Genomic DNA, 16,000 nt, shown 5'->3' with positions numbered 1-16,000 from the left:
GATAAAGTCTGAAAAGCGCGTCATCGCAGGGAGGAGACAAATGCAAATGGCTGTTTATCTTTGGATCGCCGGCCTGGTCGTCTTCATCTTTCTTCTTGGCATCCGCATCGTCCGGCCGACCCACCGCGGCCTGGTCGAGCGGCTGGGCAAGTACCAACGTTTCGCGACGCCCGGATTCAACTGGGTCATCCCGGTCGTCGAACAGCTGCGCCAGATCAACATCACCGAGATGATGGTCGACGCCGCGCCCCAGGAGATCATCACCAACGACAACCTCAACGCCCGCGTCGACGCCCAGGTCTACTTCCGGGTCAAGGAGGACGAGGCCAGCGTCAAGGCCTCCCAGTACCACGTCAACAACTTCCAGTGGCAGATCGTCAACCTGGCCCGGACGACCCTGCGCAACATCATCGGCACCCTGACCCTGAAATCGGCCAACAGCGAGCGGGGCAAGATCAACGAGGAGCTGCTCAAGACCCTGTCCACAGAGACGGCGCGCTGGGGCATCGACATCGTCCGGACCGAGCTCAAGGAGATCGACCCGCCCAAGGACGTCCAGGAGACGATGAACAAGGTCGTCAAGGCCGAGAACGAGAAGATCGCCGCCATCGACTTCGCCACGGCCAAGGAAACGTCGGCCGACGGCGACCGCCGGGCCGAGATCAAGAAGGCCGAGGGCGTCCGCCAGGCCAAGATCCTCGAGGCTCAGGGCGAGGCCGAGGCCATCCGGCTGGTCAACGAGGCGGCCGAGAAGTACTTCGTCGGAAACGCCCAGATCCTGCGCCGCCTCCAGGCCCTGGAGACCGCGCTTCAAGCCAACGCCAAGATCATCGTGCCTTCGGACAAGGATCTGGTCAACGTCATCGGCGAGATGGCCGGGATCGTCCCGCTGAAGAAATAGGGGGTTCGATGGAACGCCGCCCCGTTCGCCTCTCCGTCCTCCTGGCCCTGGCGCTCGGCCTGGCCGCCGGCGCCCCGAACCGGCTGGCCGCCGCCGGCCCGGACTTCGACATCCTCATCAAGAACGGCCTCGTCCTCGACGGGTCGCTGAAGCCGGCCTTCCGGGCCGACATCGCGGTCAAGGACGGCCGCATCGTCCGGGTCGCGCCGTCCCTACGTGGCCCGGCCGCCCGGACGATCGATGCCCGCGGCCTCTACGTCGCGCCGGGCTTCATCGACCTCCACACCCACGTCGACCGGGCCCTGGTCTTTCCCGAGCACCGGGCCCCGCTGGGCTACCTGACCCAGGGCGTGACGACGCTCGTCGCCGGGCAGTGCGGCTCGAGCGCCTGGCCCATCTTCGAGAAGGCCTCCGACCAGATCCGGCGCTTCACGGACGAGGGCGTCGGCCTGAACATCGCCCTGCTCGTCGGCCATGGCCAGGTCCGCCAGCTCGTCATGGGCATGGAGGACCGGGCGCCGACGCCGGACGAGCTCGGGCGGATGAAAGCCCTGGTCAAAGAGGCCATGGAGCAGGGCGCCGTCGGCCTCTCGACCGGGCTCATCTACCGGCCCGGCCTTTACGCCAAGACCGACGAGATCCTCGAGCTGGTCAAGGTCATCGCCCCATACGGCGGCATCTACCACTCCCACGTCCGCAACGAGCGTGGCCGTTTGCTCGAGGCCGTCGGGGAGTGCATCGCCATAGCCGAAGGGGCCGGCGTGCGGGCCAACATCTCCCACTTCAAGGTCATGCGCCGGGCCAACTGGGGCCTGGTCGGGGAGGCCATGCGCCTGATCGAGGCGGCCCGGGCCCGCGGGCTCAAGATCACGGCCGACCAATACCCCTACCGCTTCTCCAACACCGAGCCGTACTCGCCGCTCGTTCCGGCCGAGGCCTGGCGCGGCGGCGAGCCGGGCCTCGGGACGGCCGATCTGAGCCGGGCCTTCGCCCATATCCGCGACGCCGAGCTGCTCGAGCTTTACGCCAAGTGCACGCCCTGGGTCCCGCTGTCGCCGCCACACCTCGCTTTCCTGAACGGCCTGCCGCGGGACCGCTTCGTCGACCTCGTCGCGGCGGCCGTACTCGAGGGACGGACGCGGGGAGCCGCGAACGAGAGGGAACGGGCCCTCTTCGTCCGGCGCCTGGGCCAGCCGGAGGAGGCCCGGGCCATCCGCGCCGCCATCCAGGCCTATTACGACGATGTCGGCGCGGAGAACATGATCATCGCCATCGCGGCCGACGAGTCGATCGAAGGGAAGTCCCTGGCGGCCGTCGCCGCCCTGCGGAACAAGACGGTCGTCGACACGGCCATCGAGCTGGAGCTGGCCGGGACGCTGGCCGTCCCCTTCAACATGTGCGAGCCGGACATCGAGGCCGTCATGAAGAAGGACTACGTGGCCACGGGCAGCGACGGCATCCTGCCCGTCTACGGGGTCGACCGGCCGCATCCCCGCTCCTACTCGACGTTCCTCTACAAGATCCAGAGATACGCCCTGGAACGCAAGGTCCTGACGCTGGCCCAGGCCATCCGCTCCCAGACGTCGCTCCCGGCCGATATCATGAACTGGCCAGACCGGGGGCGGATCGCCGAGGGCGCGGCGGCCGACATCGTCGTCCTCGACCTCAAGGGGATCGCCGTGCCGTCCTCGATCTCGGCCCCGCACCGGCTCAGCCGGGGGGTCCGCCATCTCCTCATCAACGGCCGGATGGTCCTCGACGGCGGGAATTTCACCGGGACGCTGGCCGGGAAGGTCCTCGGCCGCTGACCGGCGCCCGGAGTCCTATTTCTTCTTCGGCCGCTCGAAGGCGACCTCGAAGAGCTTCGGGTCGAGGGTGTAGTTCCGGAAGGCCGCGGCCACGGCCGGGGAGACCGCTTCGAGGAGCGGCCCGATGGCCCCGCGTTCCTGCTCGGTGATCTCCAGCTTGGAGACGACCTCGACGGCCACCTCAGTCCGCGGATGCCTGTGGAGATAGGCCGGCCGGAAGAGGACGTCGCCCATGAGCGGGTTGGGATCGAGGAGCTCGATCCCCGGGCGCCCGGCCGCGGCGAAGGCCTCGGCGAACTGCTGCCGGGCGTAGCCGTAGTGGGTGCAGTTGAAGCTGGCGAACAGGGGCCCGGCGGCGGGGCCGGTCTTGGCCAGGGCCTCGTCCACGAACCGGCGGATGTAACCCACCGTCTCCTCCGTCGCGATGCCCCGCTCGATCGCCCCGGCCAGCTTGTGGCAGGCCTGGCCGACGATCCGTTCGGCCGGGAACCCCCGGGCCACGAGGGCCTTCTTGTGCGCTTCGTTCTCGATCGTGGTCTTCGTCCCGAAGAGGATGGCCGTGGCCCCGGGGGTCTTTTCGAATTGCCGGGCGATGAGGTCGACGCCCGTATCGACGATGCCGACCACCGGGAAGGGCGCTTTTCGGGAGAAGGCCGTCCGGTCGTAGACGACCGACAGGGTGTTGCAGGCGATGAGCAGGATGTCGGGCCGGTAGCGCTTTTTCATGGCCCGGAGAACGACGTCGAAGATGCGGTCCTTCTCGGCTTCGGAGGCCAAGCCGTTGTAGCCGAGGTTGTCGAAGAGGGCGTTGTAGAAAACGATGCGGGCCCGGCGAAAGACGCCGCTGCCCGGCAGCCGGGCGGCGATGTCGGCCGCGACCGACAACCCGCCCAGTCCCGAGTCCGTGACCACGATGGTGACGTCCTGCTTCTTTAACAGGACCTCCTCGATCAGGGCCTCGCGGCTTTTCGCCGGTTTGGCGCAGGAGAACGCGGCCAGGGCCGCGAAAAGCGTCAGGATCGAAGCCGTCGATCTTTTCATGATATCAGCCTCCGTTCGTTTCGAGATCTCAATAGCCCGCGGCCGCGCCGTCCCGGCGGGAGTCGGCCGCGCCGCAGATCCTCCCGGCCCGGGCGTCGAGAAAGATCCCCTGGGCTCCCCCGAAATAGTTGTCCCAGTCCGGATAGACCTTGACCTTGTGCCCCCAGGACTCGAGCGTCTTGACGACCTCGCCGGGGATGCGCCCCTCGACGGCCAGGGTTTTTGTCAGGCAGTGCACCCGCGGCGCCTCGATGGCTTCGTCCAGGCCCATGCCGAAATCGACGAAGTTGATGACGATCTGGGCCAGGGCCGAAACGATCCGGGCCGCGCCGGGCGAGCCCAGGACCAGGACCGGCTTCCCGGACCGGCAGACCACCGTCGGGGCGATGCTGCTGGCCGGGCGCCGGCCCGGGCCGATGGCGTTCGGGCCGCCGGCCTGGCTGTCGAAATCAGCCAGGTGATTGTTGAGGATGATGCCCGTGCCGGGGACGACGACGCCCGAGCCGAAGAAGCTGTTGATGCTCTGGGTCAGGGCGACGACGTTGCCCTTCTCGTCGGCGACGGACAGGTGGGAGGTGCTCTCGCTCTCCCTGCCGACGAGCGAAGGCGGGGCGTAATCGAAGCGGGCCTTCGCCTCGACGATCCGGTCCCGCAGCCTGGCGGCGTAGGCCTTGTCGGTCAGTGCGGCCACGGGGATGTCGAAAACGTCGGGGTCGCCGGAATTGACGGCCTTGTCGGCGTAGATCATCTTCATGGCCTCGGCCAGGACGTGGATGAGCCGGGCGCTCCCCGGACCCATGCTTTTCACGTCGAAGCCCTCGATGATGTTCAGGAGCTCGACGAGGTGGGTGCCGCCGCCCGTCGGCGGCGCCGCCGACAGGATCTCGTAGCCGCGGTAGGTCCCGGTGACGGGTGTCCGGAGCTTGGCCCGGTAGCCGGCTAGGTCCGCGGCCTCCATGACCCCGCCCAGCCGCCGGAGCTCGGCGGCGACAGCCTCGGCCGTCGGGCCTTCGTAGAAGACGCGCGGCCCGCCGGCCGCGATCCTCTCCAGCGTCACGGCCAGGTCCTCGTTGCGAAGCACGGCCCCTGGCTCGGCCGGCAGGCCGTCCGGCAGGTAGATGGCCGCCGCGGCCGGGTATTTCTGGATCTTTTCCATGTTCTCGACGATCATCCCGTTGAGCTTCGGGCTGACCGTGACGCCCTCCCGGCAGAGCCGGATGGCCGGTTCGAGGACCCGGGCCAGGCTCATCGTGCCGTACTTGTCCAGGGCCAGGGCGGCGCCGGCGACCAGCCCGGGCACGCCGACCGCGTCCGGCCCCTCGGCCGTCCGGGCGTCGAAGGACGGGCCCGCCCCGTAGTAATATTCCGGCGTCGCGTTGCGGGGGGCCGTCTCCCGGTAATCGATCATGACCGCCCCGGGCTGGCCGGCCATCTTGATGATCATGAAGCCGCCGCCCCCGACGCCCGAGGCGTTCGGCTCGGCCATGCTCAGGGCGAAAGCCGTGGCCACGGCGGCATCGACGGCGTTGCCGCCCTTCTTGAGGATCTCGAGGCCGACGGCCGTGGCGGCGGGGTGGGCCGAGGCGACCATGGCCCGGCCGGCCACGACGTCGCCCGGACCGACCGGCCGGCTCCCGGCGCAGGCGGCCGACAGGCCGAGGAGGAGGACGGCGGCCGGACCGGCCGCCCGGCGGACAAAGGATCCCCCGGCGATCATCGGGGCTCTCCGGACTTTTTCATCTTGGCAATGGCCTCCATGACGTTCTTGACGGCGGGCGCCTCCGGGCCCTCGGGGTCGAGCTCGAGGAACTTACGGAAGAACTCGAGGGCCTGGTCGTATTCGCCCTTGTTGAGATGGACGAACCCGAGCTTGTGATAGGGCCGGGGCCAATCCTTGTTGATCCGGATGGCCATTTCAAAGTAGCTGATGGCCTCGTCGATCCTCTGGTTCGAGAACAGGATCTCGCCGACGTTGTAGGCCGCGGCCTCGTCGTCGGGCGAGAGGGCCAGGGCGTCGCTGAAGGACCGGACCGCGGTCCCGAGGTCGTCCTTCTTGAGCGCGACCTCGCCCAGGCCGGTCAAGGCGCGGGCGGCCGAGGCCTTGTCCTTGGGCAGCTGGCCCGCCGCCCCGGCGGTCGCGTCCAGGACGGCCCGGAACTCGGCTTCGGCGCCGGCCAGGTCGCCCTTCTCGAGGCGGATGGCGCCGAGGTTGGTCCGGACCTGGAAGATGTCCGGGTACTTCCGAAGGAAGCCCTCGAGCTCGGCCAGGGCCTCGTCGAGCCGGCCCTCCTTTTCGAGGGCGGTGGCCCGGTCGAGGGCGGCCAGGCTCTCGGGGTCGGCCTGGAACCCCCGGCCGCCGGCGCTCTTCAGCGTCAGCGTGACGGCCGGATTGGGCCGGACCTGGCTGATGGACATCTCGACGAACGAGTCGGCATGGCCTTCGAGGGTCGCCGTGACGCGCCACCGTCCCGTGCCCATGCCGGCCACGGCGAAGCGGCCCTTCTTGTCCGACATCCCTTCGAGCCGGGTCGTCCCGTCGACGATCTGGACCACGATCTTCGCCCCGGCCAGTGGCTGGCCCGTCTCGTCGACGACCTGGCCGGTGATCCGGCCGCGGCCGATGTTCTCCTGGGCCGCGAGCGGCGGGGCGGCCGTCAGGGCGCAGGCGAAGGCCAGAGCGACAGCCGCCGCGAGGACGGCCGCGCGGCGTGAGCAGCAACGCATGTCAACCTCCATGTTTCATTTCCGGGCTCGGCATTCCGCGATTATCCCGTCGAGCTTCCTCAGGTCGGCGGCGTCGAGATCGCTCCCGGCCTTCTCCCGGTAGGCTACGAGCGGGCCGAGGGCCTCGGCGAAGCGCTTCTGCCGGTAAAGGGCCAGGCCCAGATAGAACTTGGCGTCCAGAAGCCCGGGATCGAGGGCGGCGGCCGCCGTCATGGCGGCGATGGCCTCGTCGAGGCGTCCGGCCCGGTAGCGCGCCTGGCCCAGCCCGTAATAGGCGGCGGCGTAGCCGGGATCGAGGGCGATGGCCTTCTCGAAGTGGGCCGCGGCCTTCCCGGCCGCGCCGGGATCGCGGCCTTCCTCGAGGAGGGCGAGCTCGAGCGTCCCCAGGTTGTTATAGACGACGGGATACGTCGGGTCGACGGCCAGGGCCGCTTCATAGGCGGTCCTGGCCTTGGCATAATCCTTCAGGTTCCTGCAGCAGAGCCCGAGGTCGACCCAGATCTTCGGGTCGCTCTCCATCTGCGGCAGGGAACGGGATTCGATGAGCGAGGCGGCCTCACGGAACTCGCCGGCCGCGATGAGAAAGCTCGCGGCGTGGGCGAAAACGTCGTAGCTTTCAGGCAGGGCGCGGAGGCTTTCCATGAGCACCTGCCGGGCCTCGCCGGTCCGGCCCGCGGCTTCGTAGACGAGGGCCAGGTTGACCCGGGCGACATCGAGATCCGGCCGGGCCGCGATGACCTCCTGGAGCATCCTGACGGCCTCACCGGCCCGGCCATCGCGGCTCAGGACGAGGGCCCGCATGGCCTTGGTGTGATGGGGGAGGAGCGCCTTGACGTCATCGGCCGGTCCGAAGGCGGCCTTCTTCGGCGCGGCCGGCCCGGCCGCGTAGCCCAGGCTGCGCAGCCGCTCGACGGCCGCCGCGTCGAGCTTGGCCCCCGTCCCGGAACCGCCGACCGGCATATCCTCCCGGGCCAGCCGCGCCAGGGCCTTGCGGTAGGCCGACAGGTCCCGGCCGGCGGCCAGGTTGCGGGCCTCGCCGAAGTCGCCGCGGAGATCGTAGAGCTCGGGCACGGGCGAATCGACGAACTTCATGCGCCCGTCGAGAAAACCGCGCAGGGGCGCCCAGCCCCGGCCGTAGTAGGGCGAGAGGCACTCGAAGTAGACCGGCGCGGGCGCCAGCTTCCGGCCGGCCAGGGCGGGAGCTAGCGACCGTCCTTCGAGCCCGGCGGGCTTGGGGATGGCCAGGAGATCGCAGACGGTCGGGAAGACGTCGATGTGGGAGACGACTTCGCCGGTCCGGCCGGGCCGGACGGCCGGCGCGGCGATGACAAGCGGCACCCACAGCGTCGAGTTGCAGGCCAGGAAGCCGTGCGTCAGCTCGCCGTGGTCGCCGAGGGATTCGCCATGGTCCCCGGTCAGAACGATCACCGTCCTTCCCTGCAGGCCGAGGTCCCGGAGGCGGGCCAGGAGGCGGCCGATCGTCGCGTCGACGTAGGCCACCTCGCCGTCGTAGGGGGCGTCCTTGAACCGCGACCGGTACGGCTCCGGCGGGTCGTAGGGATCGTGCGGATCGTAGAAGTGGGCCCAGAGGAACCAGGGCTCGCGCCGGCCCTCGAGCCAGGCCAGGGCCTTGTCGGCGACGGCGCCGGCCGGGGCCTCGGCGAATTCCCGGCCCAGGCCCGGGGCCGCGGCGAACCGGTCGTCGTAGACCTCGAAGCCCTGGGCCAGGCCGAAGCGGGAGTGCAGGGGATAGCCGCCGACGAAAGCCGCCGTGGCGTAGCCGTGCGACTTCAGCAGCTCGGCCAGCGTCAAGGACCCTTCGGCGGCGACGAAGCGGCCGTTGTCGCGGACGCCGTGGGCCGGCGGCGTCATGCCGAGGAGAAGGCTGGCGTGCGCCGGCAGGGTCAGCGGGACGTGCGAGAAGGCGCGGTCGAAGATCAGGCCCGAGGCCGCGAGCCCGTCCATGGCAGGCGTGGCGACATGGGCCGGATCGTAGCAGCTCAGCCGGTCGGCCCGCAGTGTGTCCACGGTGATGAGCAGCAGGTTCGCTCGCCGGCCCTCGGCCCGGCCCGGCCGGACGGCCCCGGCGAGAAGGGCCAGCGCGGCGGCGATGAGCAACGTCCGCGGCGGTCTGTGCGCTTTCATGCGTCCGGTCCGAAGGGCCTTATTGTATGACAAGGATGCGGCCTTGCCAAACGGCGTCTCATCACGCGAGGGGAGCGGCGTCGTCAAGCGCCGGCCTGGCCGAGCTTGCGGAGGGCCGTCGACGTCCCCTGCAGCGCTTTGCGCGGGCGGACGGAGCGCGAGGCCGGTCCCGCGACCGTCGCGGCCGCGGCGCCGGGCCCGAGGCAGGCCGGGCTGCCCTCGGCTCCCGTCGCGTCCACGGCCAGGACGGCGTAGGCCGTTCCCGCAGTCCGGTCCACTCGCCGCCGGAGATACGAAAGGGTCCCGGCGGGGACCTCGGCCAAGAGCGTCCGGCCGCCTGCGGTGACGTCGTAGATCCTGTAGGCGGCCGGCGATCCCGCGACCGGGGCGAGCCAGGTCAGGACGTGGACGTATTCGCGGAGGATGAGCGAGCGGTTCTCGCGCACGCGGCAGGCCAGCTCCCGCGGCGCCGGAAGAGTGTCGTTGGGGACGGACGAGGCCAGGAAGCACCAATAAGCCTGCCGGGCCAGCTCGTCCTGGAATCCGGCGGCCGCCTGAGGCGTTGGCGGGGCTTCGCGCCATCCGGACAGGGCCGCTTCCGCCCGGGCCAGCGCCCAGTCTTCGATCGCCGCCGTCCAGGCGAAGATGCCGCCGCCGAGGCCGTCGTCGAGAGCCTTCGTGTCGATGTAATCCGGGCTGGTCGGCAGGGTGTAGCAGAGGCCCTTCCGGACGATGGCCGCGTCGCAGAGGGGGGCCCGCGACGTCCCGCCGAGGCCGGCCGGCACGGCGCCGGCCAGCGGCCAGACGGGAAGGGCGACCGAGCAGACGGGTTCGCCGAGGATCGTCCACATGGTCGTCAGCCCGGGCTCTTCGCCGCTCCGGACGCCGCGGAAGACCGCGGCGGCGGCCGTCGAGGTCCGGTTGATCGAATAGACGGTCCGGATGAAGCCCGCCGGGCGGCCATCCTGCCCGGACTCGTAGGGCAGGGGATAGGGATCGACGGCGTCGTTCTTGAGGTCGCGGGCCGCGCGCCGGAGCAGGAAGTCGTGCGTCAGGCCGCCCGCCAGGGCCGCCCCGTTGAGGAGCTCGACGCCCCGGTCATAGCGGACCTGGCCCGTTCCGGAGCCGTCGCCGGTGAAGGCGAAGTTCGTCCGGACGATGAACCCCATGGGCGCATCCTCCGGATCGGCCGCGTCGTACTTGCGGTAGGTGTGATTGCCGACCTCGAATATCGCCGCGGCCCCGGAGGCGTCGATGACGCCGTAATTGGCCTGGGTCGAGCGCCCGGTCGCGTTCGTCTGGACGAGCAGGGCCTCGAAGGCGTCCACGGTCGCGCAGGTGAGCAGGGCCTGCCTCATGAACGATCCGTTCCCGCCGTTCGAGGTCCCCTCGAGATCCTCGGAATTCGAGTTCTCGACGGCGAATCCGGCCTCGTTGACCCCCATCCAGACGGAGGCGGAGCCGCCCACGTCGACCAGGGCGACGGCCGCCAGGGGGCCGTCGGAGATGTAGGCCAGCTTGACGTCCTGGTTGTCGACGTCCCTGTTCTTCCAGAGCAGGGGGCGGCCGTCCGGCGTCGCGGCGCCGGAGACGACGGCCGTCGTGCAGTCCTCGGCCCGCGCCGGGGCCGGAAGGGCGAGAAGGAGGAGGAGCGCGGCCAGGAGCGCCGCTGTCCGCTTGACGATGGCAGCCGGCTGGATCATGGAGAACTCATCCTCAGGAAAGATGGGAGGGGGGACCCGCTGGTCCCCCCTCCGGAATGAACGGTCAGAACGTGACTCGGGCGCCCAGCCGGACGGAACGGACGCCGTAGACGCTGGTGATCTGCTTGTAGGTCGTGCTCAATGTCTGGTAGGGCGTGGTCGCCGCCGAGTACAGGCGGGCGTAAGGGTTTTCGTTGATGTTGATGCCGCTGCGCCCGGCCAGGTTGAAGACGTCGGCGTAGACGCTGAGCTTCACCTTCTTGGCGAAGACGAATTCCTTCTCCAGACGGAGGTCGAGGTTGGTGTAGGACGGCGTCCAGCGCGAGCCGTCGGGCTCGGTCCGGATGCTGCTGGCGTACGTCGACTGGGCTCCGAAGCCGCTCGGGAAGTAGACGCGGTCGAAGGTCCGTCCCCAGCCGGAGCCGCTCCGGGCCTGGAGGTAGGCGCTGATGATGATGTCGTAGGGCAGGACGTAGGTGCCCATTAGCTTGAGCTGGAAGGGCCGGTCGAAGGAGACCGAGCCGTAGGCGTAGGTCAGCGTGTTGGGATCGTCGAACATCGTCGATTCGCCCTCGGTGGCGGAGTAGCCGGGGTCGCAGTTGCCCTTGAACCGGCCGTAGAGGATGGAGCCCTTGAACTGCCAGCGGTGGCTCATCCGCTTGTCGAAGGTCAAGATGCCGGCCCAGTATTGCCGCTTGGCCCCGGCCGGATTGACGCCGTACATGGTCGGCACGGGGCGGTCATCGCGGAGGCCGTAGACCGTGATGGTCTTGTCGTCGCCGGTGCCGAAGACGCCGTCCCAGCCGGGATCGGTCGCGTCGTAGGGCAGCCAGACGAGCCCGTTCTCGTCGGTCAGCGTCGGGTCGTAGCCGTTGTACATGTCGACGTCGTCGACGATGTTCTTGCTGATCTTGTAGAGGAACTGCCCGCCGATCCGGAAGTCCTTGGCCAGCTCCTGGTCGACGCCGAGCGACAGCTCCATCGTGTAGGGGGTCTTGAGGTTCTCGGCGTAGTAGTTGAATGTCGGATCCTGTTCCTGGTAGGAGCTCAGGACATAGGTGTCGCCGTCGGCCGGCAGGTCCATCAGACCGTTGGCGTTGCGGTCGTTCCAACGGAAATCGAAGGTGGTGGCGCCGAAGATCTGGCCGCCGTTGTACTTGGACGCCCAGACCGGCTCGTAGTAGCGGCCGAAGGAGGCCTTGATCGCGGTCTTGCCGTTCCCGAACACGTCGTAGACGACGCCGAGCCGGGGCGAAAGGGTGGTGAAGGAGACGACCGTCTTGGTCTGGGTCAGGGCCAGGGCGTCCCAGGGCGAGATGCCCATCGCCGGGTCGGTCTGGATCTGATCGATGAGAGCCTCGAGCAGGATGTTCGGATTCTCGGAGCCGTAAACCGGGTTGAGCAGCTCGGGGCCGTAGTTATAGCGGAGCTCCGGCCGGGACTGCGGCGGCTCGTACTGATAGGAATAATCGAGCCGCAGCCCGACGTTGATGGTCCAGCGGCCCGTCCGGGCGCTGTCCTGAAGATAGCCCGAGAAGCGGCGGATGTGGTCCTGGACGTCCCACTGGCCGGCGCTGTCCGGGCAGGTCCGGATGCGCAGGCGCCCCTGGCGTGTGCTCGTGTTGTAATAGTAGGGGTTGCCGGTCGCGTAGTTGGCCCAGTAGGAGTAGTAGGGGTTGGCCCTGTACCAGTCCCGGTGATACTCGGATTGCTCGAACTCGAAGCCCGCCTTGAACTCGTGGCTGGCCCCGAGGAAGTCGTCCTGGAAGCGGGTCGCCGAGACCGAGGCCAGGGTCTTTTTCCGGATGTAATCGTCGTTGTAGCCGGCCGTCCCCCAATAGACCTTCTGGGTGTTGTCGTAGTAGGTGTACTCGCCTTCGTTGCGCGAGTGGAGGGGGAAGTTGCGCCAGACATAGGTGCCGCGGATGTCGAGGAACGTGTCCTGGTTGATGATCCAGTTGAACTGGTGCGTCGTCGTGTAGGTGTTCTCGTGGTCCCAGATGCGCGTGTAGGAGAAGTCGGCGTCCGAGCCGAAGCTGTTGTTGTAGACCGGCTCGTAGAGGTGGTTGTAGTGGAGCATGCCGAAGTACTTGAGCTTGGGCGTGATCTGGAAGGTCAGCTTGCCGAAGCCAAGCCATTCCTGGTGGTTCATGTCGTAGTGGGTGCTGGCGATGCCGAGATTAGCCATGCGGTTCTCGGGCGTCAGCGGGTTGGCCTGCTCGTACGTCAGCCGGCGGCCGTTGACGAAGAACCAGAGCCGGTCCTTGATGACCGGTCCCCCGAGGTTCAGGGACAAGTCCTTGTAATCCGTGAACTTCTCGGGCGGATTGACCCCCAGGGCCAGGACCTGCTCGTCGGAGATCAGGTTCTCGGCCAGGTTCTTGTTCGCGTAGTAGAAGGTCACGCCGCCGCTGAACTTGTTGCCGCCGCTCTTGGTGACGATGTTGACGTAGGTCGAGTCGGTCTGACCGACCTCGGCCGGGTGGCCGCCGGTCTCGAACTCGATCTCCTCGTAGACGTCGACGTTGATGTTGGCCATCGAGTAGTTCGTGGCCGGGTCGTTGAGGGGCACGCCGTCGAGGGCGTAGAGCTGGCTGCGGACCGTGCCGCCGAGGATCGACGACGTCCGGCGGTACTCGACGCCCTCGGAGATGGCCCCGGGGATCGAGTTCTGGATGTCATAGAGGTCCCGGTTCATGGGCAGGCTGGCCAGGAACTGGGCGCTGTAGTTGACGTTGGTCTTGGTCGCCTGGACGTCGACGACGGGCGAGGGGGCCGTCACCGTGACCTCCTCGGAGACCGTGGACATCTCCATGACGATGTCGACCTCGGTCGTCCGCCCGACGCCGACGATGAGTCCGGGCCGGATGACCGTCTTGAAGCCCGGCAGGGCGACCTTGAGCTCGAAGTCCCTGCCCGGCGACAGGGCGGCGAAGCGGAAGGCGCCGGTTTCGGAGGAAACGAAGTCTTGCGTCCCCATCATGGCCGGGCCCGACAGGCTGACGGTCGCGCCGGGAAGCGGGTTGTTCTCCGCATCCAGGACGCGGCCCGAGATCGAGCCGGTCTGCCGCTGGGCGTAGCCCGCGGTCGTGACGAGGAGTGCTGCTAGCAGAACGAGCAGAGGACGGGACAAGGATACCTTCATGAAGCTCCTCCCTGAGAATTTGGTAATAAATCGCGCAGAACGCACATAATCGATTGTTTATGTCTGATATATCCGATAATAAACAGCCAACAAAAACGAATTGCAAGCGAAATTTTGAATCTGGACCTCGCCTGTTCTTTCCGCGGATCCAAGGCGCCGGGCGGATCGGGAGGCCGCTCCCGGGATTCGAAGGGCCCTGGATCGGACGATCCGCCCCCAGGGTTTTCGGGCGGTTTCGATAAGGTCCGGAGGCCGGGCGTTTAAGGCGCGACGTCTGCGGGCGGATCAATCCGCTTCGGAGAGAGATGAGCTTGCCGCTCCCGCCCAGGCTCGGCGGAGGGATCAGACTGATGCGGAAGAAGGACCGGCGCCATCAAAACATCATTATCATGATCCCGCTGCGCGAACAGGCAGGATGGATCGATCATCACAATAGTTGACGCATCAATATCAATATAGTATATAAGTATTACTTTATGAAAAAATTCTTCTGGACGCACCTCCTTGTGGCGGGCTTTCTTATCGCTTCGCCGCTTCCCCGGATCGAGGACTTGCCTCCGAAGTACCGCGCCTGGCTGAACGAAGAGGTCGTCTATATCATTACCGCGAAAGAAAAGGATGTCTTCCTGAAACTGGCTTCCGACAGGGAGAGGGACATCTTCATCGAGGCCTTCTGGAACCAGCGCGACCCCATCCCGGAAACCCCGCAGAACGAATTCAAGATCGAGCACTACAACCGGATCCGCTATGCCAACGAGAAGTTCGGCAAGGGGACCTCGAAGCCGGGCTGGAAGACGGATCGAGGACGCGTGCACATCATCCTGGGCAAACCCAGGAGCTCGAACTCTTACGGCGGGGAGAGCCTGAACCTGGTCCCCATCGACCTCTGGTTCTATCAAGGGGAGTATGGCCACGGGCTTCCCCAGGCCTTTTACGTCCTCTTCTTTCAAGAGGACGGCATCGGGGACTACATCCTCTACAGCCCCATCAGGCACGGCGCCAAGGAGCTCATCGAATCCTACGACGGCGACCCCTCTCAGGCGGTGAATGTCCTGCTCCGCGTCGACCGGGAGCTGGCCAACGTCTCGTTGTCCCTCATCCCGGGAGAGCAGAATGCATATGGGGGCATGCCCGAGATGCGGTCCGAGACGCTCCTGGCCTCGATCCAGAGTTACCCGCAGAAACTGGTCAATGACATCTATGCCGAGAAGCTCTTCAAGTACAAGTCCATCGTCGAGGTCGACCGGTCCGTGAACTATGTCCCGAACGACGCTCTCCTGAAGGTCGTCGCGGAGAAGGATGGCCGCCGGTTCGTTCATTATGCCGTGGAGCCCAACCGGCTTTCCATCGGTCGGGTTGGGGACCGCTATGTTGTTCATCTCGAGGTCTTCGGCCGGGTCTCCGATCCCGCCGACAGGACCGTCTATCAATTCCAGAAGGACGTCTCGCTGGATTTCGGCGCGGACGAAGTCGCCGACATGAAGACCAAGAGGTTGTCGTTCCAGGACGCCTTCCCCCTGATCGAGGGGCGTTTCAAGTTCAGCGTCCTGATCAAGAACCCCATCTCCAAGGAATTCACCTCCTACGAGGACGAGATCGTAGTTCCGCCGCGCGCGGAAGCCCGCGGACTCGGCCCCGTCTTCCTGTCCCGGGCCCTGGAGCCCGGGGACTCCCCGGACGGGGACTTCCGGCCGTTCCGCCTGGGTCATCTCCAGATCCAGCCTGTCGCCAGCCGGATCTTCGACCAGGACGCCCCGCTGGTCATAAGCGTCGGCATCCCGCCGATGAGCCCGGAGTCGAGGGCCGCGGCGACCCTCGATCTATCCTTCTTTAGAGAGGACCAGAAGGTCCGCTTCGTCAGCCGCTCGCTCCGGGATCTGGGGGATCCCGCCTGTTTCTCCGAGGAGCTGGCGCCCAAGGAGTTCGAGCCGGGGATCTATCGCCTCGTCGCGACGCTCCTGGACGGGGACCAGAAGGAGCTGGGCGCCGCCCGGGAGGACTTCATCGTCAACGCCGGGCGCGTGCCCCGGCCCCTCTGGCGCCTGGCCCAGGCGCTTCCGCCGCTCGATGATCCCGGCTATTCCCATATTCTGGGGACGCAACTGCTGAACAGCGGCCGGCCCGAGGAGGCCAAAATCCTCCTGGAGGAGGCTTGCCGCAAGGACCCGGCTTCCCTCGAGTTCAGCCTGGGCCTGAGCCAGGCCCTTTTCGAGTTGAAGGCCTATCCGGCGGTCCAGGACGTCCTGGTCCGGTTCCTGTCCAGAGCCGCGGAGCGGCCGGAGATCTACGAGATGCTGGGGAAATCCGCCTATTTCCAGAAGGGCTTCGGTTCGGCCGTTTATTATTTCAAGAAATACCTTTCCCGTTTCGGGGCGAAGATCGAGATCCTCAACCTGCTCGGTGAAAGCTATTACGGGGCGGGAGAGCTCGAATCGGCCCGCTCAGCCTGGAAGAAATCGATCGAGATCGAGCCGGGACAGCCGGAGATCGTCAAGAAGCTCGACGGCCTCCGGTGATCCCCGGACGCATCTCG

At 67.3% G+C, this 16,000-nt stretch carries 9 protein-coding genes; 3 read left to right on the top strand and 6 right to left on the bottom strand.

Annotated elements, in window-relative coordinates:
- Nucleotides 1–46 precede the first annotated feature (46 nt).
- Both ABFD52_08540 and ABFD52_08535 read left to right on the top strand, forming a co-directional pair.
- On the top strand, nucleotides 47–901 hold the full coding sequence (locus tag ABFD52_08540; GenBank protein MEN6560806.1) for an SPFH domain-containing protein: 855 nt from the start codon (nucleotides 47–49) through the stop codon (nucleotides 899–901).
- A gap of 8 nt (nucleotides 902–909) precedes the next feature.
- Entirely contained in the window at nucleotides 910–2,709 is a 1,800-nt protein-coding gene (locus tag ABFD52_08535) for an amidohydrolase family protein (GenBank protein MEN6560805.1), read from the top strand.
- 15 nt (nucleotides 2,710–2,724) lie between these two features.
- Here ABFD52_08535 and ABFD52_08530 read toward each other — a convergent pair whose 3' ends face one another.
- The 6 genes from ABFD52_08530 to ABFD52_08505 form a co-directional block, all read right to left on the bottom strand.
- Nucleotides 2,725–3,750: an aspartate/glutamate racemase family protein gene (locus ABFD52_08530; protein ID MEN6560804.1), complete on the bottom strand. Its 1,026-nt coding sequence runs from the start codon at nucleotides 3,748–3,750 to the stop codon at nucleotides 2,725–2,727.
- 28 nt (nucleotides 3,751–3,778) lie between these two features.
- Complete coding sequence (gene ggt / locus ABFD52_08525) at nucleotides 3,779–5,467, bottom strand: gamma-glutamyltransferase (GenBank protein MEN6560803.1); 1,689 nt, start codon at nucleotides 5,465–5,467, stop codon at nucleotides 3,779–3,781.
- Nucleotides 5,464–6,474 carry a tetratricopeptide repeat protein gene (locus tag ABFD52_08520; protein ID MEN6560802.1) on the bottom strand — a complete coding sequence of 337 codons (1,011 nt, stop codon included), beginning with the start codon at nucleotides 6,472–6,474 and terminating at the stop codon, nucleotides 5,464–5,466. Before ABFD52_08520 ends, ggt begins: the two co-directional genes overlap by 4 nt.
- A gap of 15 nt (nucleotides 6,475–6,489) precedes the next feature.
- Nucleotides 6,490–8,619 (bottom strand): sulfatase-like hydrolase/transferase, encoded by a 2,130-nt coding sequence (locus tag ABFD52_08515; protein MEN6560801.1) that lies wholly within the window; start codon nucleotides 8,617–8,619, stop codon nucleotides 6,490–6,492.
- A gap of 83 nt (nucleotides 8,620–8,702) precedes the next feature.
- Nucleotides 8,703–10,322, bottom strand: coding sequence for a hypothetical protein (locus ABFD52_08510; protein ID MEN6560800.1), 1,620 nt, complete (start codon nucleotides 10,320–10,322; stop codon nucleotides 8,703–8,705).
- 64 nt (nucleotides 10,323–10,386) lie between these two features.
- Entirely contained in the window at nucleotides 10,387–13,467 is a 3,081-nt protein-coding gene (locus ABFD52_08505) for a TonB-dependent receptor (protein ID MEN6560799.1), read from the bottom strand.
- 476 nt (nucleotides 13,468–13,943) lie between these two features.
- On the opposite strand from ABFD52_08505, the gene ABFD52_08500 reads away from it, so the two are divergent.
- The gene (locus ABFD52_08500) at nucleotides 13,944–15,983 is read left to right on the top strand and encodes a GWxTD domain-containing protein (GenBank protein MEN6560798.1); all 2,040 of its coding nucleotides are present in this window, start codon (nucleotides 13,944–13,946) and stop codon (nucleotides 15,981–15,983) included.
- The last annotated feature ends 17 nt before the right edge of the window (nucleotides 15,984–16,000 follow it).

This window comes from Acidobacteriota bacterium, assembly GCA_039683095.1.
Lineage (GTDB): Bacteria > Acidobacteriota > Aminicenantia > Aminicenantales > Saccharicenantaceae > RBG-16-66-30.
This window is presented reverse-complemented; position numbering and strand designations above follow the sequence as displayed.